The following is a 23,268-nucleotide window of genomic DNA, read 5'->3' as shown; positions in this document are numbered from 1 at the left end:
GGGTCGTCCGCGACTCGAACGCGGGACCAATAGATTAAAAGTCTACTGCTCTACCAACTGAGCTAACGACCCATCTCGTTTTGATGGGTCGTATTGTAGCAAGATTGACTGACAGCGCAAGTAAAAAATCACAAAATTGTGTATGTTTGTTTATAAATACAGCAAATTGCATCTTTTATGTCAAAAAACAAACAAATTAGAAGCGATATTTATAAGCTTGGATGTTTTCATACAGCTCAGGGGTTAAATCACAGTAGCTTTTTTGACCGGGCAACAGCACCAAAATTCTTTCATTGGTTTCATAAATGTTAAAACCTTGGGTCTTGAGTTTATTTTTAAGGTATTTAAAGGTGCCTGTGGTTTCTACCTGTTCTTGCACACGAATAAACAGGGGAACTGCATAGCTAGGTAGCTCAGCCTTAAAATGGGTGAGCATGTTGCTTAAATCTTGCTCAGTTAGGCTGCAATGTTCAGCTAAGGTAATGGCAACCATACCGGCACGACCATTGGTATGTGGTACTTCTACCCCATAGACCACGGCATTGGCGATTTTTTCATAGTCACTGACAATATTTTCAACTTGCGTGGTGGATACATTTTCGCCTTTCCAGCGGAAAGTATCACCCAAACGGTCAATAAATTGTGCATGACGGAAACCAATATCACGGACTAAGTCGCCAGTATTAAAGTAAACGTCGCCTTGTTTAAAGACATTTTGCATGATCACGGCTTTATTTTTGCTGCTATCGGTATAACCATCAAAAGGAGAGCGATGGGTGATTTTACCAATTAATAGTCCCGTTTCACCTTTTTTGACCCGTTTGCAATAGCCTTTGGCATCTAAAATTGGCTCGTTTTTATCTTTATCAAATTCAATCACTGCATAAGGGGTAGGTGAAAAACCCACTGTGTTGTCAAAGTTAAATACGTTGCTAAAGCCTACATTACCTTCGCTAGAACCATACAGTTCTAGGACTTCTTCTACCCCAAAACGGGCTTTGAATTTGTCCCAGATATTGGGGCGCATGCCATTGCCAATCATCTTTTTAACACGATGCTCACGCTCAAGCTCAGATTCTGGTGCATCCATTAAATAACGGCATAACTCACCGACATAACCGATTGCAGAGGCATCAAATTTTTTCACATCTTGCCAAAATGAGGAAGTGGAGTATTTACGACGGATGGCTAAAGCACCGCTACTGGCAATCACTCCACACCAACACACTACAATACCAGTTGCATGGTACAGCGGCAAAGTCACATACATGACATCGTCTTTATTGAGTGCTAAAACGTGCCCATAGGTGCCATACGCCAATGTCCAACGGCTGTTGGTAAAGATCACGGCTTTGGGTAATCCGGTGGTGCCAGAGGTATAAATGTAAAATAGTCCGTCTTTGCCTTGCACTTTTGCCGTGGTTGGTGGGTTAAAACGCGCAAAGTGATCAACCACTTTGGCTAAGTTTAAATAACCACTAGGTGCGGTACCAGGATTTAAAGTTGTGGCTTGGTCGGCAAACCAATAAAAGCGATCTTCATTAATTTCAATTCCTTGACGAATTTCATCAACTGCTGCACGGCATTCTTCGCCCACAATTAAAGCAATCGGCTTGACTAAATTAATGCTATGAATCAGGACTTTACCGCTTTGAGAGGTATTCACAAGCGCTGCGGTCACACCAAGTTTGGCCAAGCCAATCACAGTTGCAATCAGCTCAGGACGATTTTCTAACATCACGGCAATTACATCACCTTTACGTACCCCTAAAGACAGGTAGTAATGTGCAATTTGGTTGGCCCAAGCATTGAGTTGGTTGTAGCTAAATTTTTGCTCTTCAAATAGCAAAGCCATACCATGCGGATGGCGTTTAACTGCTTTTTCAAAGGCCAATCCGAGTCCTGTTGGGGTAGTTGGAGTGCGCAAATAAGCTTGTTTCAGACCAGTGACCAAATGTGGCACTTTACGCATAAACTTCGGTAACTTTGCTGCAACGTCAGCAATACCAATCAGATGGCTCTGTGATGTTTGGCTCATAAGAATCCTTTTTTTATTTATCATCTAATCCAAAGGACTAGGGGATGGGATGGTTTATCTTACAATAGCAAGCGCTATACAACTTAAATAAAATCATGAAAAAAACCTAGTCACCGAAGTGACTAGGTCTGTTTAGACTTCAGCCTACCACATCTATTATTCAGTGGCAGGTGGAACCTTTTTCGGTGGACGACCGCGAGGACGACGAGGGCGTGCATTTTTATCCTTGCTTGCTTTATCGGCATCATCTTCCACTTCAGGAGCAGTTTGTACTTCAGCTTCAACTGCAATCACAGCATCATCTTGGCTTAGCACTTCCGTAGGCGGTGTGTCAGCAGCCACGTCAGCTTCAGGGGCATCGGTCGTCGCCACATCTGGTTTAGTTGCTTCAGCTACATTTTCTACAACTGCCTCAACTGCAGCAGCTGCTGCTACTTCTAGTACATCTACAGCCACTGGAGTTTCAGTTGGCGCGTCTATAGCTACATTTGCTTCAGAGGCAACAACTTCGACCACTTCAGTGTGTTGTGCTTTTTTAGCTTGTTCAAATGCTTGTTCAGCAGCTTGTTTTGCTAAACGACGACGCTCACGGGGATCATTGGCCACACGGCTAATGGCTTTAGGTGGCGTTAGGTCAAGCACAGGTGCAGGCTCAGCTTGTGGTTGCGCTTTAGCAACTTCCACATCACGCGTAACCGGCTTTTTCTCAACAACATCAGTGCTCACTGTTGAAGTTGTAAGGCTTGCTGCATATTCATCAGTGAATTTTTGCAACGCGCGGTTAAAGGTTGGTAATAAACCAAATTGTTCAATTAATACCGAACAATCTTCACCGTAGACTTTGCGAATCAAGCTACCAATCGTGTACTGCGCTAAAGTAGGTACTTCAGTGGCACGCAATTTTGGCGCTTGAGTATGCTGTGCTTTGGCTTGACGTTGTTCACGACGGCGTTGACGTGGATCATTGCTAGCACGTTTGACCGCTGCTTGTGCAGGTTGTTCGCTTGCTGGCGCAACCACTGCAACCTCAGCCACAACAGCCTCGGTAATCGGAGCAGGTGCTTTTTCAGCACGACGTTCACGTGACTCAGGTTTTGGCTGACGTTGTGGACGCTCTTGACGTTCTTGGCGTTCGGCTTTGACCACAGGCGCAGGAGCGGCTTGAGCAGGGGCTAATGCCACGATTTCGCTTTGTGCTTGATCAACATTGACCACCAATGCTGTTGCTATCATTTCTGAGCGCGGTGCATCAATCACCTCAACCTTCGGTTGTTGCTCATTGATTACAGCTACAGGTGCAACTGGTGCAGCAGTGTCGTTGTTTAATACACTTGGATCACGTTGACGTACTGGACGTTCAGGACGTGGTTGATTACGACGGTCACGGCGTGGTGGTACAGCAGCTTCATTGGCTTGCGCCTCTGCTGGTGCTGGGTTTTGCTCATGATTTGGATGCGGACGACGTGAATTGCGTTTGTTCTCACGCGCTTCTTGACGTTGCTCTTGACGTGAGATTTGGATCACTTCTTCATGTACTTGATGTTGTACAGGCTCCGGTGTCACAGCCACTTGTTCACGCGGTTCTTTATGTTTATTGTTACGCGGTTTTTTGTTGTTATTGTTGTGACGTGGACGCTCTTCACGTTCAACTTTTTCAGCTTCGCGTTCCGGTTTAGCCACCGTAGATGGTGCTAAATAGGCATTGCTGCTTTCAACCACAGGTGTTGCGGTTGCTGCAACAGCATGCTTCACTTCACCAAATTGACCACGGCTGACTGCACCACCATTCACCATTTGTTCAATGGCAGCAGCAGCATTGTTGGCAGTACGTGCTTGATCCACGGTTTTTGCTTGTTTTTGTACAAACAAGTTTTCTAACCATGCACATGGGCTTGATGCTGCCACAGCAGGGGCAGGCGCTGCCACTTGTGGCTGTTGAGCAGGTGCTACATTGTGCTGTGCTTGTTTGGCACGTTTTGGATGTTTTTCTTGTTGTGGTGCAGCAGGAGCAGGAGTATGTTCTGCTTCTTCTAAATGCCACTCAGATGATTCATACCCCAATTCTTTTTCACTGTTACGCGTTGCTTCTGTACGCTCGTAACTGGTTGGCGCAAAGCCTTCAGGGTTATATGAAATTTCATAGTGTGGCGTTTCTAAATGCGGATGCGGCAATACAGTCACACGCGCATTTGAAGTTTGCTCTAAATACACCAAGCTATGGCGTTTTTCGTTGAGTAAGAACGCTGCAATTTCAACAGGCACTTGAACTTGAACTTCACCATGACGTTCACGTAAAGCAATCTCTTCCACTTTACGCATAATCGATAAAGACAACGAACGTAAATCACGCACCATACCGGTACCGTGACAACGTGGGCAGACATAACCTGTCGCTTCTTCTAATGATGGACGTAAGCGCTGACGGCTCATTTCCATTAAACCAAAACGTGACAATTGACCAAATTGAATACGTGCACGGTCGCTTTGCGTCGCTTCACGAAGTTTGGCTTCAACCATACGTTGGTTACGGTCTTTGGTCATGTCAATAAAGTCAATCACCACCAAACCGCCAATATCACGTAAACGTAATTGACGCGCAATCTCTTCGGCTGCTTCTAAGTTGGTGTTAAGCGCAGTTTCTTCAACATCATGACCGCGAGTTGATTTGGCTGAGTTAATATCAATTGAGACTAAAGCTTCAGTTTGATCAATCACAATTGAACCGCCTGAAGGAAGTTTTACTTCACGTTCATAGGCAGTTTGGATTTGGCTTTCAATGCCAAAATGAGCAAATAATGGCTCATTTAAGGTATAGGTTTTTAATTTGTCTAACTGACGTGGCATCACCGCTTTAACAAAGTTATAGGCTTCGTTATAGGCTTGTTCTGAGTCAATTAAGATTTCAGCGACGTCATCACGTAAGTAATCACGAATGGCACGGGTCACCACGCCTGCTTCTTGATGTACCAGCATTGGTGATGGACCTGAACTTGAGGTGCTTTGAATTTGCGCCCAAAGGTCAAGCAAGTGCTGTAAATCAAGCTGTAATTCTTCTTGTGAACGACCAATACCGGCAGTACGCACAATCACGCTCATACCACGAGGAATGTTTAATGCAGCCAACATTTCTTTGAGTTCTTCACGTACCGAACCCGAAATTTGACGGCTAATACCGCCACCTTTTGGATTATTTGGCATAAGAACTAAATAACGACCCGCAAGCGAGATAAAGGTCGATAAAGCTGCGCCTTTATTGCCACGTTCTTCTTTTTCAACTTGAACCAAAAGCTCAGTGCCTTCGGTAATCAATTCACGAATATTTGAAGTTTGGCGTGGGTCGGCTTTGTAATATGAATTGGCAATTTCACGCATCGACAAGAAGCCTTGACGCTGCGCACCATATTCAACAAACACAGCTTCAAGTGACGGCTCAACGCGCGTCACATGACCTTTGTAGATATTAGACTTCTTTTGTTCACGGGTGCGGTTTTCTAAATCAAAATCGTAAAGACGCTGACCTGTGACAAGTGCAACGCGAATTTCTTCGGCATGTGTTGCATTAATCAACATACGTTTCATGGGTGTAACACCTTATAGTGATACACAGCACAAGGTCGCGATTTGCTCATAAACATCACGGATCAACGCTCAGATTTTTTCTAAGCTTTTTTTACCTGCCAAATGAGGTGGCGAAGGCGTATGATTCTCGTATTGATGGATAAGCAATACGGCTTTAATCTTGAATGATTAAAGTCAACCTGTCTCTTGTCACTGGCGGACATGCGGTGCATTGGATGAATAACTTTCACTGTCACATTGCTCGAAGCGCATTCTTCTTTTGAAGAGAACGACTTGATACGGAATGAACGTCGTATCTTTACAAATTGTGCAGATCCAATGCATCAAACGCTGTAGCCTGAAAGAGTACAGGGGCGACGAATCTGATGTGTATCAGTTTACGTTTAAAAACCAATCTGAAGACTGGCGACATATTTTTTCGGGCAAACTGATTTATGTACCGAGGTACAAATTAACGCAACAGTTTGCAAGTTTTGCCGATATAATAAGCCCTCGGCGTTGGCATATTCTTTTGGGACCTTTCCGAGCGATTGAGTGATTCATTTAATTGAACATTGACCCAACAAGGGGCTACTGTTTAAATTCCGACTCAGTTACGGCGGTTTCCGTGCGCTGACTATATCAAACCTTGCATCATCTGCCTATGGGCTAAACTGATCTTTCTTGTGAAAAGAATAGCCTAACCGAACATTTTTTATTCAATTTTAGTATTTTTTTAGGTCATAACAACTGTATGAATTCTACCCAACAATGGCAAGCTGTGACTTGGTTCGAAGTTGATGAACATCAAGACGGACAGCGTATTGATAACTTTTTATTTAGCCGTTTAAAGGGCGTACCAAAAAGCCGGATTTACCGTTTAATCCGTGAAGGTCAAGTGCGCATTAATAAAAAACGTATTAAAGCTGAAACCAAGCTTAAAATTGGCGATCAAATTCGTGTAGCACCGATTCGTTTTGAACAAAAAGAAGAAGCAGCACCCGTGTCGGACAAAGTGGCACAAAGCTTATTGAGCCGTGTAGTGTATGAAGATGAAGGCTTAATGGTGGTCAATAAGCCATCCGGTATTGCAGTGCATGGTGGTAGTGGTGTGGCTTATGGCTTAATTGAAGGCTTACGTGCTGCCAGTGGCAAAAAATATTTAGAACTGATTCATCGTATTGACCGTGATACCTCAGGTCTGGTGATGATTTCTAAAAAACGCAGCGTGCTCAAAACCTTACAAGACATGTTGCGTGAGCATAAAATTCAAAAAACTTATGCAGCTGTGGTGAAAGGCAAAGTTGCTTTAGATAAACAGCTGATTGATCAACCGTTGCATCGTTACGAACTCGCCAATGGTGAGCGCCGTGTCTGTGTATCTAAAGAAGGTAAAGAGTCAAAAACCCAGTGGAATGTGAAAGAGCGCTTTATGCACGCCACTTTGGTACATGCCTCACCACTGTCAGGTCGTACTCATCAAATTCGTGTACATGGTTTAAGTATTGGTCATCCGCTTGTGGGTGATGATAAGTATGGTCACGAAACTCAATATCGTGGTCCGAAACCACGTCGTTTGTGTTTACATGCCATGCGTCTTGAAATTCCGGGTTATCCTGTGATTGAAGCACCATTGCCTGAAGATATGCAAAGCATTGTGGCACAATTGCGTGCGCAAAAAGCCGATCAAGTCATTACCCCGGATGTAGATGACGAATAAGCCGATTTAACTTGATAAGTTAAACCTAAGCACCCTGTGGGGAAATTGATAGCACACGTTTGCGCTGTTAATTTGCCAACAGGGTTTATTGTGTCTATCTAAGGCATCAACCATGTAGGATAAATCATATGAGTTCAGCGCTTAAACTGATCATTTTTGATTGGGATGGCACCTTGTTTGATTCGGTCGGGCAAATTGTGGCAAGTTTACAATTTGCAGCCGAGCAATTTAAGCAGCCCCTCAGCAGTGAAGATGCCAAGAGTATTGTTGGCTTAGGTTTACCTGAAGTGGCAGAAACCCTGTTTCCACAGGTGCCTGAATTACATGCTGATATTTTGCAGTGTTATTCAGAACATTATGTGGCGCATTCCAAAGGCGATGCGTGGTTTGCAGGTATCAGTGACATGTTGCATCATCTTAAAGCTCAAGGCGTACAATTGGCTGTGGCGACGGGCAAAAGCCGTAAAGGACTCGATCGTGTTTTGGCACAAACCCAAAGCCAAGATTTATTTGTAGCGACGCGTGCTGCAAGTGAAACTAAATCTAAACCTGACCCATTAATGCTGACAGAAATTTTGCAACACACTGGCGTTCAAGCCAGTGAGGCGATTATGGTGGGGGATACTTCTTATGATTTGAGTATGGCGCAACAGATCGGCATGCCAAGTATTGGCGTGGCGTATGGTGTGCATGCTGTGGAGGTATTACAAGGCTATCAGCCGATTTATATTGCCCAAAACGTCAATGATTTAAGTCACTTTTTGCAGACACTTACTCAACAAGCAGTAGCAGCTTCTTGCTGAGTGGCTGTTTTTTAGCAAGTTGATACAAATTAAACCTTTTGGCGCATAGTAATTTAAAGACCAAAACCCTAAGCTAATCAGTGTAAGCATAGGGCGATTTTGTGACGTTTTTATTCTACGCTATTAGTCGTATTATGCTTAAAATATAAGCATAATTTGGCTTTTGCTGGCGCTTTATAGCGCAAGCTTAAAACAATAATATTGTATAAATTTTTGATTTAAATAGAAAAGAATAAAAAATATTTATAGGTATTAGCTATTGAAAAAAATAAAATAAGTATTGGCATAAGCGCGTTATTTTGTCGATGCTAAACTAGTTTATACATATATCTAAGTTTTAGCGCCTACAACAAGCCATGTTGCATCAATGCATGTTGCGGTTGTCTGCTTCAAACTTTGACTTAGATAGATGTCCAATTTTTGCAGTTTAAGGAAACATTGATGTCGAATTCTGCTGTTGTTGAATCAGTTGCTCAAGCACTCCGTGATGCGGAAGTCAATCAAGCTGCGATCGCACCGATCCGTCCCCAATTGGGCGGTGAAACTGCTGACGTAGATATTGCTTATGCAGTTCAAGAAGTAAATACCAAACGTGCACTTGCAGAAGGTCGTCGCCTTGTAGGTCGTAAAATTGGTCTAACCTCAGTTGCTGTACAAAAGCAATTGGGCGTGGACTCACCTGATTTTGGTATGTTGTTTGCCGATATGGCTTATGGCGATGGTGAAGCGATTCCTGCGGGTCTATTGATTCAACCTAAAGTTGAAGCGGAAATCGCATTGGTGATCAAATCAGATTTAACCAAAGAAAAACATACTTACGCAGACATTATCAGTGCTACTGACTATGCATTACCTGCGGTAGAAGTGGTGGATAGCCGTATCGAAAACTGGAAAATCTCATTGATTGATACAGTGGCTGATAACGCATCAAGTGCCGCATTTGTTTTGGGTTCACGTCCTGTAAAATTAGATGATTTGGATCTTGTGAATTGCAAAATGACCATGACACGCGGTGACGAAGTGGTATCGCAAGGTGTAGGTAAAGCTTGTCTTGCTAATCCATTGAATGCAGCAGTATGGCTTGCAGATGAGATGGTACGCCGTGGTCGTCCATTACTTGCAGGTGACATCATCTTATCAGGTGCGTTAGGTCCAATGGTTGTTGCAAACCCAGGTGATGAATTTAAAGTTGAAATCGAAGGCTTTGGTTCAGTGACTGCCGCTTTTGCTGCTGAATAAACCCAAATTTAGAGAGTACATTCATGAAAAAGATTAAATGTGCAATGATCGGTCCAGGTAACATTGGTACTGATTTGCTTTACAAATTGCAACGTAGCGAATGGTTAGAGCCAGTATGGATGGTGGGTATTGACCCAACTTCTGAAGGCCTTGCGCGTGCTGCGAAAATGGGTTTAAAAACCACAGCTGAAGGCGTAGACGGTTTACTTCCACACGTACTAGAAGATGACATCAAAATTGCATTTGATGCAACGTCTGCTTATGTACATGCTGAAAACAGCCGTAAATTAAATGAACTTGGCGTGTTAATGATTGATTTAACACCTGCTGCCATTGGTCCATTCTGCGTACCACCTGTAAACTTAGAAGCATTGCTTGCAGCTGGCGAAGTGCCAAACGTAAACATGGTGACATGTGGTGGTCAAGCAACAATTCCTATGGTGGCTGCGGTTTCTCGTGTTCAACCTGTTGAATATGGCGAAATCATTGCGACTGTATCGACTAAATCTGTAGGTCCAGGTACGCGTAAAAACATCGACGAATTCACACGTACAACTGCGGGTGCAATTGAGAAAGTTGGTGGTGCGAAACAAGGTAAAGCGATCATCATCATTAACCCTGCTGAACCACCACTCATGATGCGTGACACAGTACATTGCTTAGTTGAAGGTGAGCCAGATCAAGCTGCGATCACTGAATCAGTACATGCAATGATTAAAGAAGTGCAAAAATATGTACCAGGTTACAAACTTGTAAACGGTCCAATTTTTGATGGCAACCGTGTGTCTATCTTCTTAGAAGTAGAAGGTCTTGGTGACTTCTTACCTAAATATGCAGGTAACCTAGACATCATGACAGCGGCAGCTGCACGTACTGCAGAAATGTTTGCTGAACACGTATTCAATAAAGAAGCTTAAGGAGCAACCACATGTCTAAGATTATTGTTCATGATATGACGTTACGTGATGGTATGCACCCACAGCGCCATCAAACCACTGTTGAGCAAATGATTGCCATTTCAACAGCACTTGATGATGCAGGCGTACCTTTAATTGAAGTCACACACGGTGACGGTCTTGGTGGTTCATCAGTAAACTACGGTTTTGCTGCTGCAACTGACGAAGAATACTTATCTGCTGTTGTACCACGTATGAAAAATGCAAAAGTTTCTGCATTACTTCTACCTGGGATCGGTACGGTTGACCATTTACATATGGCTCACGAAATTGGTGTATCAACCATTCGTGTTGCAACTCACTGTACAGAAGCAGATTGCTCAGAACAGCACATCACTGCTGCACGTAAATTAGAAATGGACACTGTGGGCTTCTTAATGTTGGCTCACATGGCTTCTCCTGAGCGTCTTTTAGAAGAAGCGAAGAAGATGGTGTCTTACGGTGCAAACTGTATTTATGTAACGGACTCAGCAGGTTACATGTTGCCACAAGATGTACTTGATCGTGTTGGTCACTTACGTCAACACTTAGACCCAAGCATTGAGTTAGGTTTCCACGGTCACCATAACTTAGGTATGGGTGTATCGAACACTGTTGCTGCGGTTCAAGCAGGCGCGGTACGTGTCGATCTTGCATCTGCAGGTCTTGGTGCGGGCGCGGGTAACACGCCACTTGAATTGTTCATCGCGGTTGCAAACCGTATGGGTATGGACACTGGCGTTGACTTGTTCAAAGTACAAGACGTTGCTGAAGATCTTGTGATTCCAATGATGCACAACCCAATTCGTGCAGACCGTGATGCGGCAACTTTAGGTTATGCAGGTGTTTACTCATCATTCCTATTGTTTGCTAAACGTGCTGAAGCGAAATATGGCGTATCTGCACGTGAAATCTTAATGGAGCTTGGTCGCCGTGGTACGGTTGGCGGTCAAGAAGACATGATCGAAGACTTGGCTTTAACAATGGCAAAAGCGCGTGAGTTGCAAGCTTAATTGTTAAAACAGAAGTGTTAGAAAAAGCGTCCTAAAAAGGGCGCTTTTTTATACTTAAAATATTGATTTATATATAAAAAGTATTATGGTAGATAATTTAGATCTTATTAAAAATAAATTACAAAAATAATCCTCCGCTTGCTTAAAGCTAAAAGAACTTAAAAGTTGCTGTTTAAAGCATCATTTTTAAAATAAATAAAAAAATGATTGTAATAACAAATGTTTATATTGGGTGTTTTGCTAAGGAGTTGCAACGAGTTATTGGCAAAAGCTCTAATCGTAAAAAAACAGATGATATTTAAACAGTCGCAGATAAATCCAAGTTACTACTCTAGTCGGATTTTTTTATCACAGCGATTTTTGCATCATGAGCACCTAAGCCCACGTAGACTTTTTAGGAATTTAGCCATGCGTCGCCAATCATTATGGATAGCCATCTGCGCAGCAACTTTTGCCACCACTGCAGCACAAGCAGATTTTATTGACGATAGTAATGTTCAACTCAAATTTAAAAATTTCTATGTTGACCGTGATTTTAATAAAGATACCAATGCTAACAGCAAAGGCTATAGCAACTGGACACAAGCTGTAACATTAGATGCAAAGTCTGGTTATCATGAGGTGGGTGCAGGTATTCAAGTGGGTGCTGATCTATTGGCACAATATGCGATTGGCTTAAAATCGCAAGGTGCTGTGGATGATATCCATATGCCATACGATTACAATAAAAAAGAAGTTGAAAAAGACAATGCCAAGTTAGGGGCAACTTTAAAAGTAAAAGTCGCACAAACAGAATTAAAGGTGGGTGATTTATTACCAATGTCACCGGTCTTATTCTTTGATCCATCACGTCAACTATTAACTACTTACAGCGGTGCATGGTTAGAATCGAAAGATATTAAAGATACCAAATTAACCTTAGCGTACATTGATGGCATTAATGCACGTTACGATAATCAATATCAAAATTTGACCTTATTCCCAAATAACAATTTTGCCCAAGCAGAAGCTCAGAATAAAACCACTGATGATGGCATGTATATTCTTGGTGTCGATCATCAATTTATGCCTAAAATTGGCGCTAGCTACTGGTATGCCGATGTTACCAACATCTACCAACAGCATTATGTAGCAGCAACTTTAAAAACCAATTTAACTGAACAAACGAAACTTGACGCGCATGTGCGTTATTTTGATAACAGTGAATCGGGCGACAAGTTATTTGGTGAGATTGATAGTCAAGCTGTGTCAGCAGGCGCAAAAATTAATCATGGTATGCACACGGTTCAATTGGGCTATCAACAAATGTTTGGTGAACATGGTAATCAAGCACCGATGTTCCCAACGCTGGGTGGTTGGGTACCACAACCTTATTTAGACAATTGGTCAGTGGCCAGCTTTATTCGTAAAGATGAGCGTTCTTGGAGTTTAGGTTATACCTATAACTTTGCCGAAGCAGGTGTACCCGGTTTAAGCACCACAGTGCGTCATTTCCGTGGTGATAATATTGATATGGGTGTCAATAAACCAGAAGGTAAAGAAAACGAAAATAATGTGATCGTAAACTATGTTGTTCCTGAAGGTAAACTTAAAGGTTTAGGCTTTAACTACATGTTTATTGATACCAATTATAACTTTGGCAATGACTTGCAAGAACATCGTGTCGCGACAACCTATAGCTATAAGTTCTAATTTATGCTTAAAAAAGGGCGGTGTAAGCTGCTCTTTTTAGGCTCTAGTATTTTTTGCTGAAATACCTGAGCAAAATTAGGGAATTGCACTTTAGTAAAAACTTTACAAAACAACAGCTTAAATTATCGTTTTTTTATACGATTTGATCGTAAATTTATATCAGTTTTGTTGGTTTGAACAGGTAATATGGATAAGTTAAATCAGTTATAAACTGAAGAAAAATTGCGAAGCTTGGGGGCAACCCAGCAGCGTTTTACGCTATACGAGGAGTAAGTATGAGCACTGTTCAAATCCCAGAATATAAAACTGATTCATTCTTCGGTTTAGAAGACAAATGGATCGAAACAGCTGAAGGCGAGTTAACCCATTACCACGAAATTGGTGAAGGTACGCCTATTTTATTCTTACACGGTTCAGGTACTGGTGTATCTGCTGCGGCAAACTGGTGGTTAAACCTACCTCAAATTGGTGAGCAAGCGCGTTGTATCGCAATTGATACCATTGGCTATGGTCAAACTGTTGTAGCACCAGGTACTCAATACGGAATCCGTGCTTGGGTTGATCATGCTGTACGTACTTTAGATGCACTTGGCATTGAAAAAACATGGTTAGTGGGTAACTCTTTAGGTGGTTGGTTGGCATTCCAATTTGCGATTGATTATCCAGAGCGTGTTTTAGGTATTGTGTCTATGGGTACAGGCGGTGCAGTACAAACTGCTGCGCTTAAAGCTCATGCAAACCCTGTATTAACTGTTGAAGGTGTGAAGAAAACACTTTCTATGTTTGTGGTAAACAAAGACTTGATCACTGACGAACTGGTAAAAGTTCGTTATGAATCTGCTGCAAATGACTATGCATCAAACCGTTTGATGGATGTTGTTGGCGCACGTGACCGTGACCGTTTCGAATTCCCATTAGATTTCGAAAAAATGAAAGACATTACGGTTCCAGTTCTTCTGATTCACGGTACACAAGACGTTGTAATTCCAGTATCACGTACTTGGGACATTTTAAATGTTGTTCCAAATGCAGATGCGCATATTTTCAGCCAATGTGGTCACTGGTCACAAGTTGAAAAAGCAGATGAATTTAATACTGTGATCAAAAACTACCTTGCGGTACACGGTGTAAAATAATTTTGCATAAGAAAAGGGTGGTGTAAACCATCCTTTTTTTAAATCATGACTTTGTCATGAAATATATAAATGAGTATTATTATTAAGAAATCTTGTTTTACGGTAAAAATCCGCTTTTATGAGTAGATTGAAGTATTAGACTTAAGTTGTAGATGGGTCATAAATAACATTTTCTACATCTTGAAACATTTACATACTTATTTTTTTGTAAACGATTGAATTAAATTATTTGAAAATAGACTTAGACTTAAGTCTAGATTGTATGTAATTTGTACAAAAAACTGCATAAAAAAACACCATTATTCCCATATAAAATAATGATGCTTTTCACAGATGATGTAATCGCTAAAAATTATTCAGCTTCGCGGTTAAAACCGAGATAAAAAACCCGTGTTAATAATTCAATAAACTTGCTTACAGCCAGTGATGTGCTGTTTTTACGGTAACTGACATATAAGTCAAGATGCGGTAGTTCTACATCCAAAGGACGGATTACAGTATTGCTCATGGTGAGCGGTGCAATATAGCCCGGTAAGATGGTGCAGCCGAGTCCCATCCCAATAGAATTGATATTAAACAGGATGTTATCTGCCTTTTGTACCACATTAAGCTCGATATTATGGCTTTTAGCAAAGTTTAGAATCAAGTTATGCAGGGTTTGCGATTGTTCCATAGCAGGAATAATAAAATCAATTCCGTTTAATGCTTTGACTGGAATGCGCTCATATTTGGCTAAAGGATGATCCTTCGGCAAAATAAAGATCAGTGGCTCACGCAGTACAAATTGGCTTTCGATTTCGTCACTTTGTAGGTTTTGGCGGGTAAAAGTGATATCGAGTTCACCTTTTTTGATTGCTTTACTCTGATCTGAGTTGTTCATACTGAGCAATTCAATTTTTAAATCCGAGTTTTGCACACGCAAATTTGGCAACACATAAGGGAAAATTTTCATTTCTGCAACAGGCACAAAACCAATACGCAGCATTTGCTGTTTGGCTTGAGATACCTGACGTGCCATGGCGACCGCCTTGTCAGCCTGTGCAAGGGTTAAGCGTGCTTGTTCTAAAAACACAGCACCTTCTTCAGTCAGCTCAACCTTACGTTTAGTACGATGCAATAACTTTACGCCCACATCTTCTTCTAAGTCTTTAATTTGCTGACTTAAAGAGGGTTGTGCGGTATAAAGTTTTAAAGCCGCTTTACTGAAGTTGAGTTCTTCAGCTACGGTAATAAAATATCGAAGGTGTCGTAATTCCATATCACCAGTCCAAAGAGTAATCCAAAAAATGTCTTACTATGATTTCTGTTTAGTATAATCTATAAACAACTATTTGGAGAAGATTATTCTGCCATTTAGGAAATAAATACGTTACAAGTCACAAGAGGTGATTTAATAGTTAGACAACAAAAAATAATAATCTGTAAAATATCTTAATTAAAACAAAAAAAATATTTCACTATCGCTGTTCAAAAAACGATTATCGTCTCAAGTTGAGTCTATTACTTTTTGTGCCTTTACTGGACACAGGAGAACTTTTCATGAGTGGAAAAATTGATGTGCGCGAAATCGACGCTTTAGTCGATGCACAAAATGGTCGTCTTACGCCATCTATCTATACAGATCCAGACATCTATGAATTAGAACTCGAACGTGTGTTCGGTCGTACATGGTTGTTCCTTTGTCACGAAAGCCAAATTCCAAAGGCAGGTGACTTCTTCAATACCTACATGGGTGAAGATCCAATCATCGTGGCACGTCAAAAAGACGGTTCAATTAAAGCATTCTTAAACCAATGCCGTCACCGTTCTATGCGTGTAAGTTTCGCAGATTGTGGTAATACACGTGCGTTCACTTGCCCATACCACGGCTGGTCTTATGGTATTGATGGTTCATTAAAAGATATCCCGCTTGAAGATCGTGCTTACCCACATGGTGCATGTAAAGAGCAATGGGGTCTGGTTGAAGTGAACCGCGTTGAGTCTTACAAAGGCTTAATCTTCGGTTGCTGGGATGAAACAACACCAGATTTAATCGACTACATGGGTGATATCGCGTGGTACTTAGATGGCGTTGTTGACCGTCGTCCGGGTGGTACTGAAATCATCGGTGGTGTTCACAAATGGGAAATCGACTGTAACTGGAAATTTGCAGCTGAACAGTTCGCATCTGACCAATACCACGCATTATTCTCGCATGCATCTGCAATTCAAGTATTAGGTGCGAAACCTGATGATGAAGCATCTAAAAAATTAGGTGCAGCACAAACAGCTCGTCCTGTATGGGAAACTGCAAAAGACGCGATCCAGTACGGTTCACGTGGTCATGGTTCAGGTTTCTTCTTCACAGAAAAACCAGATGCTAACGTATGGGTTGACGGTGAAGTGGCGAACTACTTCCGTGAAACTTACGAAGAAGTGAAAGAGCGTTTAGGCGAAATCCGTGCTTTACGTCTTGCAGGTCACAACACTATGTTCCCAACATTGTCTTGGTTGAACGGTACTGCAACACTTCGCGTATGGCATCCACGTGGTCCAAACAAAACAGAAGTGTGGGCATTCTGTATTGCAGATGCTGAAGCGTCTCAAGAAGTGAAAGAAGCATTTGAACGTTCTGCAACACGTGCCTTTGGTCCAGCTGGTTTCTTAGAGCAAGATGACTCTGAAAACTGGATTGAGATCCAAAAAGTATTACGTGGTTATAAAGCACGTAAAAACAAACTCATCGTTGAAATGGGTAAAGGTAACGAGAAATTCCGTGAAGACGGTATTCCGGGTATTACCAACTACATTTTCTCTGAAACAGCAGCGCGTGGTATGTACCGCCGTTGGGCAGATTTATTAATCCATGAAAAATGGGAAGACGTGGAAAAAGCGGCTGACGAATACGAGAAGGAGCTTATGAAATGAGTCAAATCAGCTTAGAACTTCATCACCAAATTAGTCAGTTCTTGTATCGTGAAGCAAAATTGCTTGATGATTGGAAATTCCGCGATTGGTTAGACGTAATGGCTGACGATGTGTCATACACTTTACGTACTACACCAAATGCTCAAACCCGTGACCGTCGTCGTTCGGTTGAGCCACCTACAACTTGGGTGTTCAATGAAACGAAAGATCTTTTAGAGCGTCGTGTTGCTCGTCTTGAAACAGGTATGGCATGGGCTGAAGAGCCGCCATCACGTACCACACATATGGTATCAAACGTGATTGTAGAGCCAACTGAAGTTGAAGGCGAATACGATGTGTACGTAACTTATTTGTTATACCGTACGCAAAAAGAGAAAGACGTTGTTATCTATTGTGGTAAACGTCATGACAAGATCCGCCAAGTTGAAGGTGGCTTAGGCTTCCAAATCTTCAACCGTAAGATCATGCTTGACCAAGTTACTTACAACTCACATAACCTGAGTGTGTTCTTCTAATGAATAAAATTTTTGTTTGCCAAGTTGACGAATTAGACGAAGGCGAAGCGCTAAAAGTAGATTGTGGTGTTAACGGTATTGATGCCTTAGCAGTATTTAACAACGGTGGCGAATTCTTCGCAATGAACGACCGTTGTTCACATGGCAACGCTTCTATGTCTGAAGGTTACCTTGAAGATGATGGTACTGTTGAGTGTCCACTTCACGCTGCACGTTTTTGCTTAAAAACGGGTCAAGCGTTATGTTTACCAGCCACTGATCCAATCCAAACTTTCCCAGTTGTGATTGAAGATGGCGCACTATACGTAGAGATGGCAGGAGAGTAATCATGGGTTGGCTACAAGGTGAAGTTGCACTTATTACCGGTGGTGGTTCAGGCTTAGGCTGGGCGCTGGTTGAACGTTTTTTAGAAGAAGGTGCACAAGTTGCCGTACTTCAACGTTCAAAAGCCAAAGTAGAGGCATTAAATGAACACTTTGGCGGTAAAGTTCTTGCGATCGAAGGCGATGTAGCCAGCTATGAAGACAATGTCCGTGCTGTTAAAGCGACCGTTGAACGTTTTGGTAAACTCGACTGTTTCGTAGGAAATGCCGGTATCTGGGATCATTATGCCGATATCGTCAATACTTCGGGTGAGCAGCTTGAAAAAGCTTTTGATGAAATCATGGGTATTAACACCAAGTCTTTAATCCTTGGTGCTAAAGCTGCACTTGATGAATTAGTGAAATCTGAAGGGTCAATCATATTTACTTTGTCTAATTCAGCATTGTACTCAGCTGGCGGAGGCCCTGTATATACAGCGTCTAAGCATGCTGGTGTGGGTATTATGAAAGAATTAGCCTATGAGCTTGCGCCTAAAGTACGAGTGAATGCGGTTGCCCCATCAGGTATGAATGTCAATATCAAAGGTGCTGCATCACTGGGTCAAGAAAACTTAGGTTTACTTGATGCACGTGACCCTGAAAAGATTGCCCGTGGTATGCCACTGAATTTCTTACCAGAACCAGAAGATATGACAGGTTCATATGTGTTATTGGCTTCACGTCAAAACAACCGTCCATTGACTGGCGTATTAATTAACGCTGAATGTGGTCTAGGTATTCGTGGTTTGCGTCAACCACGTGCTGGTTTCTTTGACGAAATCTAATTTCCCACATTGAACTTACTCTGGCAGCCTTTATGGCTGCCTTCCGTTTAGGAGTCTCACATGGCCGTTAAACTTATTTGTGCATCGCACAGTCCATTAATGGAATTCGCTTCACCGCAAGAAAAATACAAAGAAGACAAAGTTCGTGAAACTTTTGCTAAGCTTGCTCAAGAAGTTGAAGATTATAATCCAACACTGATCATTACCTTTGGTCCTGACCATTTTAATGGTTTCTTCTATGACTTAATGCCAAGTTTCTGCGTGGGTATTCGTGCCAAAGCTGCGGGTGACTGGGATTATGGTAAAGACAACGATCATATTAATGTGCCTGAAGATACAGCACTGAATTTGGTTCGTCGTGTGTTAGATGAAGGTGTGGATGTTGCGTACTCATATCGTATGCAGGCCGACCATGGTGTGACTCAGCCATTACATTTCTTATGTGGTGGCCAGCTTGATCGTTATCCAACGATTCCTGTATTTATCAATGGCGCTGCAGCACCAATGCCAACCACCAAGCGTACTATCGCTTTAGGTCGTGCTGTAGGTCAATTTATCAAGTCTTTAAACCTTGATAACGAGCGTGTATTGGTATTGGGTACAGGTGGTTTATCACACGATCCACCAACGCCGCAAATGGGTGCTGTACCACCAGAAGTGGAAGAGTTCTTAATTGCAGGTCGTAACCCGACTGAAGAAGCACGTAATGCACGTCAAGGTAAAATTATTGCTGTAGGTCAAAAATTGGCAGCAGGCGATAAGTCAGTGGCTGTACCATTAAACCCTGAGTGGGATCGTGCTTTACTTGAAACCTTCAAGAAAGCTGATTTTGCAGCGCTAGAAGCGATGACTGAAGCGGAAATCCGTCGTGATGGCGGTCGTGGTGGTCAAGAAGTTCGTTCATGGATGGCAGCTTTTGCCGCACTTCATGAAATTGGCGAATATGAAATGACAGCACACTGCTATGAAGACATTAGCGAGTGGATTGCTGGTTTTGGTATTGTTTCTGCAGAATTGAAATAAGGAAGAGCACATGAGCGTTGAAACCATCGTTATTGTTGGTGCTGGTCAAGCCGGTGCGAGCGCAATTTTAGAACTTCGTGCTAATAAATACGAAGGTAAAATCATCTTAGTGGGTGATGAAACTCATCTTCCTTATGAGCGTCCACCGCTATCTAAAGATGTGATTCTAAAACCTGAAGAAACTAAAATCGAAATTCTGTCAGAAGAAAAATTGGCAGAACTTGGTGTTGAAGTTATTCGTGGCAATGGCGTGGTTAAAATTAATAGCGACGCAAAAACTGCTGAACTTAAAAATGGCGATGTGATTGCATTTGACAAGTTATTGCTTGCCACTGGCGGTGCAGCACGTCGTCTAGCAAACTTTGATGCTTTAGGCAAGCACGTTTATACGTTGCGTAACCTAGAAGATTCACAAGCACTTGTTCCTGTATTACAACCGGGCAAACGCATCATTTTAATTGGTGGTGGTGTGATTGGTTTAGAGCTTGCATCATCTGCACGTTTCAAACAATGTGATGTGACTGTGATCGAAATGGGTGCAATGGTGATGGGTCGTTCATCACCACGCGTATTAAGCGAATTCTTACTTAAGCAACAGCAACTTGCTGGTGTTGATGTACGTTTATCAACTGCGATTGTAGATTGTCAGTTAGACGGTGAAGAAATCGTTGTCACTTTACAAGGTGGCGAAGAGTTACGTGCTGATGCTGTAGTTTACGGTATTGGTATTGTGCCAAATGCACAACTTGCTGTTGATGCAGGTTTAGATGTTGATTTTGCCATTAAGGTTAATGAAAACTGCCAAACGTCACACCCTGATATTTATGCAGCAGGTGATGTTGCTACTCAGCTTCGCGCCGATGGTCAGTTCCGTCGTGTGGAAACATGGGAAAATGCTAACCTACAAGCAGGCATCTTTGCACGTCATGTGATGAATGCTGAGCATCCTGTTGCTAATCCAGCATGGTTCTGGACGGATCAACTGGATATTAACTATCAATTTGTTGGTGATATGGCAGCGAACGAGTGGTTAATTCGTGGTGACATTCAACCTGAATTACGTCAAGAATCATCATTTGTATTATTTGGTGTGACAGATGGCGTGATTGTCGGTGGTATTACTGTCAATGCTGCCAAAGACATGCGTCATTTGAAAAAACTCATTAGCAAGCAAGCTGCTTTTGAAGCCGATAAATATTTAGACTTGAGCCAAGATTTACGTAAACTTGTTAAATAAGTTTTAGGTTATTGTCAAAGAACAGACCTTGGGTAACTAAGGTCTGTTTTTTTATGCCAATTCAAAAGTCAATGAGTAACATTATGAAAGCATCTTTGCCGCTTACGGCAAGTATCTACGCCTTATTGGTGTTAATTTGGGCGACCACACCTTTGGCAATTGTGTGGAGTGTGGCAGAAGTGCATCCCATGTGGGTATTGATTATTCGTTATTTTGGTGCCTGTGTAATTGCGTTAGGCTTACTTGCGATGATGCGTAATCCACTGCCATTTGATGCCACGTCAATGAAAAGCTATGTGGCTGGCAGCTTAAATTTAATTGGTGCACAGCTATTTATTTACCTAGCCGCCAATTACTTAACTTCGGGTTTAATGGCGCTGATTTTTGGTTTTTCACCCTTGATTGCAGGTTTAATCGGACATTCGATTTTAAAAACCCATAAACTAATTTGGATACAATGGTTGGGTATGGCTATTGCGGTGGGTGGTTTAAGTTTTGTTTTTGCCGATTCTGCCGAGACGAAGATTAATCCGTGGGGCGTGGTATTAATGCTGATTAGTATGGTGTCTTATATCAGCTCGATTTTTTGGGTTAAACAAATTAATGCACCGCTTAAACCGATGTCACAAGCCACAGGCTCTTTGTTGGTGTCAGCTTTAGCTTCGTTGTTGCTGATACCATTTATTTGGCAGCATTTCCCAACGCAAATGCCAAGCACACATGCTTGGATTGGTTTTGGTTTTACCATGATCATGTCATCTATTGTGGCAATGCTGTGCTATTTCTGGCTGATTCGTCGTTTGGCAGCTTCAACCGTGTCATTAAGTAATGTGATGACACCGATTATTGCCTTAATTTTAGGTGCGACCTTAAACAATGAGCATATTAGCAGTCATGCCTTTATTGGTATCAGCATTGTAATGTTGGGTATTGTGTTGTATTTCTTTAAAGAATGGCGTGAACAATACTTGGCAAAATCCTAATAAGAAGCGCAAGCTTCTTTTTTTACGTTGGCAACAAAAACACTGCGTAAATTTGTATCAAATTTAGCTAAGATACGACAAGCTGATTATTTTATCGCGGCTTAATGCAAAAAATGTCGCACTATGGCAAAGTGCAATCATGATGCGATAGATGCCCATATGTTCGCCTAAACCATGCTTAGAACTTGGATGCCATGAAACAAGATTTACAACAATATCACTTCCAATTGCCGACGCTTTCTTGTTGGACACATACGTGGCGTCAGCCCACGTTCGACTATTTACATTCTGACCATTACGATGGACAGGTGTTTTTTAATCCGGGTAATCCACCTGAAGCACCTACGCGTGGTAGTTTGGTCAAATGGCTGTTACGACGTAAACGTGCCACATGGCAAGTTGATTACTCAGCCGAGTTAGAGCAACGTCTTGGGGCAGGGCGTAATGTGCCACAAGCACGTCCACATGCACGTTTAGATGATTGGCAAGTGTGGTTTATTGGGCATGCCACAGCGCTAATTCAAATTGGGCCATATAACTTTTTAACAGATCCCATTTGGGCAGAATATGCAGGTCCACAGCAAGGACGTGGGCCAAAACGTATGTGTCCGGCCGGTATTGCCTTAGAAGAACTGCCACCGATTGATGCAGTGCTACTGAGCCACAATCATTATGATCATATGGATGTGGCCACACTTACATGGTTACATGAAAAATTTGAGATGCCGATTTTTACGGGTTTAGGCAATGCATGGTATTTGCCAGATCATTTTAATGTAGTTGAGCTAGATTGGTGGCAATGGCAAGAGTTTGGCGACTTTAAGATTATTTTTACCCCAGCCCAACATGCATCAGGGCGTGGTTTACGTGATTATAACCGTGCCTTATGGGGAGGATTTGCCATCAAATATGGTGCAGATTACTGCTTCTTTGCAGGCGACACGGGTTATTCAAATCACTTTAAAACCATTCATCAGCGTTTAGGTGCACCGCGTGTAGCATTGTTGCCCCTCAATTGCTATCCACAAAAGGATGTGTTGCGTTATTTACATTTAAGTCCGACCGATGCTTTGCAGGCGCATAAAGATCTGCATTCTAAATGTTCGGTTGCAGTACGTTATCGCACCTTTCAGGTCAATACTGAGGCAAGGGAACAATCGGAACACGAGTTAATGAAAGCCATGAATAAAACTTCTAAATTTATTAATCCGTTCTATTGCTTACATGAAGGCAAGAAAATCATTGTATAGCCAAATCCTAAAAACTATAGAACAATAGAGATATGGGATATTCAAAAGATTTTAAAGACAAAGTCATAGAAA

The 23,268-nt window shown here is 42.1% G+C and carries 18 protein-coding genes and 1 tRNA gene; 15 read left to right on the top strand and 4 right to left on the bottom strand.

Translation table 11 applies throughout. From position 1 onward, the window contains the following. From Q0Z55_RS11655 to Q0Z55_RS11645, 3 genes are all read right to left on the bottom strand, one after another. Window positions 1-72, bottom strand: a tRNA-Lys gene (locus Q0Z55_RS11655). A 124-nt stretch (window positions 73-196) separates the two neighbouring features. Further along, complete coding sequence (locus Q0Z55_RS11650; RefSeq protein ID WP_297428836.1) at window positions 197-2,038, bottom strand: long-chain-acyl-CoA synthetase; 1,842 nt, start codon at window positions 2,036-2,038, stop codon at window positions 197-199. 156 nt (window positions 2,039-2,194) lie between these two features. Further along, entirely contained in the window at window positions 2,195-5,617 is a 3,423-nt protein-coding gene (locus tag Q0Z55_RS11645) for an Rne/Rng family ribonuclease (RefSeq protein WP_297428833.1), read from the bottom strand. A 733-nt stretch (window positions 5,618-6,350) separates the two neighbouring features. On the opposite strand from Q0Z55_RS11645, the gene Q0Z55_RS11640 reads away from it, so the two are divergent. The 7 genes from Q0Z55_RS11640 to Q0Z55_RS11610 all read left to right on the top strand — a co-directional run bounded on the left by Q0Z55_RS11640 (window position 6,351) and on the right by Q0Z55_RS11610 (window position 14,134). Further along, window positions 6,351-7,316 (top strand): RluA family pseudouridine synthase, encoded by a 966-nt coding sequence (locus Q0Z55_RS11640; RefSeq protein WP_297428831.1) that lies wholly within the window; start codon window positions 6,351-6,353, stop codon window positions 7,314-7,316. A gap of 128 nt (window positions 7,317-7,444) precedes the next feature. After that, window positions 7,445-8,119 carry an HAD-IIIA family hydrolase gene (locus Q0Z55_RS11635; protein ID WP_297428827.1) on the top strand — a complete coding sequence of 225 codons (675 nt, stop codon included), beginning with the start codon at window positions 7,445-7,447 and terminating at the stop codon, window positions 8,117-8,119. A 441-nt stretch (window positions 8,120-8,560) separates the two neighbouring features. Then, window positions 8,561-9,358, top strand: a complete 798-nt coding sequence (locus Q0Z55_RS11630) for a fumarylacetoacetate hydrolase family protein (RefSeq protein WP_297428824.1) — start codon at window positions 8,561-8,563, stop codon at window positions 9,356-9,358. A 23-nt stretch (window positions 9,359-9,381) separates the two neighbouring features. Beyond that, window positions 9,382-10,275, top strand: a complete 894-nt coding sequence (locus tag Q0Z55_RS11625; protein WP_297428821.1) for an acetaldehyde dehydrogenase (acetylating) — start codon at window positions 9,382-9,384, stop codon at window positions 10,273-10,275. 11 nt (window positions 10,276-10,286) lie between these two features. Next, complete coding sequence (gene dmpG, locus Q0Z55_RS11620) at window positions 10,287-11,306, top strand: 4-hydroxy-2-oxovalerate aldolase (protein WP_297428818.1); 1,020 nt, start codon at window positions 10,287-10,289, stop codon at window positions 11,304-11,306. A gap of 408 nt (window positions 11,307-11,714) precedes the next feature. Next, a complete protein-coding gene (locus Q0Z55_RS11615) occupies window positions 11,715-12,998 on the top strand; it encodes an OprD family outer membrane porin (RefSeq protein ID WP_297428815.1) in 1,284 nt (427 codons plus the stop codon). Window positions 12,999-13,273: 275 nt separating this feature from the next. Continuing rightward, window positions 13,274-14,134 (top strand): alpha/beta hydrolase, encoded by an 861-nt coding sequence (locus Q0Z55_RS11610; RefSeq protein WP_297428812.1) that lies wholly within the window; start codon window positions 13,274-13,276, stop codon window positions 14,132-14,134. 352 nt (window positions 14,135-14,486) lie between these two features. Here Q0Z55_RS11610 and hcaR read toward each other — a convergent pair whose 3' ends face one another. After that, complete coding sequence (gene hcaR / locus Q0Z55_RS11605) at window positions 14,487-15,392, bottom strand: DNA-binding transcriptional regulator HcaR (RefSeq protein ID WP_297428809.1); 906 nt, start codon at window positions 15,390-15,392, stop codon at window positions 14,487-14,489. Window positions 15,393-15,673: 281 nt separating this feature from the next. Here hcaR and hcaE point away from each other — a divergent pair, with 281 nt between their 5' ends. From hcaE to Q0Z55_RS11565, 8 genes are all read left to right on the top strand, one after another. Next, a complete protein-coding gene (gene hcaE / locus Q0Z55_RS11600; protein WP_297428806.1) occupies window positions 15,674-17,041 on the top strand; it encodes a 3-phenylpropionate/cinnamic acid dioxygenase subunit alpha in 1,368 nt (455 codons plus the stop codon). After that, the gene (gene hcaF, locus Q0Z55_RS11595; protein WP_297428804.1) at window positions 17,038-17,556 is read left to right on the top strand and encodes a 3-phenylpropionate/cinnamic acid dioxygenase subunit beta; all 519 of its coding nucleotides are present in this window, start codon (window positions 17,038-17,040) and stop codon (window positions 17,554-17,556) included. The genes hcaE and hcaF overlap by 4 nt, the downstream gene beginning before the upstream one ends. Further along, the gene (hcaC, locus tag Q0Z55_RS11590) at window positions 17,556-17,882 is read left to right on the top strand and encodes a 3-phenylpropionate/cinnamic acid dioxygenase ferredoxin subunit (protein WP_273798089.1); all 327 of its coding nucleotides are present in this window, start codon (window positions 17,556-17,558) and stop codon (window positions 17,880-17,882) included. Before hcaF ends, hcaC begins: the two co-directional genes overlap by 1 nt. 2 nt (window positions 17,883-17,884) lie before the next feature. Beyond that, on the top strand, window positions 17,885-18,703 hold the full coding sequence (gene hcaB, locus Q0Z55_RS11585; RefSeq protein WP_297428798.1) for a 3-phenylpropionate-dihydrodiol/cinnamic acid-dihydrodiol dehydrogenase: 819 nt from the start codon (window positions 17,885-17,887) through the stop codon (window positions 18,701-18,703). Between the two features lie 60 nt (window positions 18,704-18,763). Beyond that, window positions 18,764-19,726 (top strand): 3-carboxyethylcatechol 2,3-dioxygenase, encoded by a 963-nt coding sequence (locus Q0Z55_RS11580; protein WP_297428795.1) that lies wholly within the window; start codon window positions 18,764-18,766, stop codon window positions 19,724-19,726. Between the two features lie 10 nt (window positions 19,727-19,736). Then, window positions 19,737-20,963, top strand: a complete 1,227-nt coding sequence (gene hcaD / locus Q0Z55_RS11575) for a 3-phenylpropionate/cinnamic acid dioxygenase ferredoxin--NAD(+) reductase subunit (RefSeq protein WP_297428792.1) — start codon at window positions 19,737-19,739, stop codon at window positions 20,961-20,963. Window positions 20,964-21,034: 71 nt separating this feature from the next. Then, window positions 21,035-21,946, top strand: a complete 912-nt coding sequence (locus tag Q0Z55_RS11570) for an EamA family transporter (protein WP_297428839.1) — start codon at window positions 21,035-21,037, stop codon at window positions 21,944-21,946. Window positions 21,947-22,140: 194 nt separating this feature from the next. Beyond that, on the top strand, window positions 22,141-23,196 hold the full coding sequence (locus tag Q0Z55_RS11565) for an MBL fold metallo-hydrolase (RefSeq protein ID WP_297428789.1): 1,056 nt from the start codon (window positions 22,141-22,143) through the stop codon (window positions 23,194-23,196). Window positions 23,197-23,268: the final 72 nt, after the last annotated feature.

The sequence above is a fragment of the uncultured Acinetobacter sp. genome (assembly GCF_947626835.1).
Classification (GTDB): Bacteria; Pseudomonadota; Gammaproteobacteria; order Pseudomonadales; family Moraxellaceae; genus Acinetobacter.
This window is presented reverse-complemented; position numbering and strand designations above follow the sequence as displayed.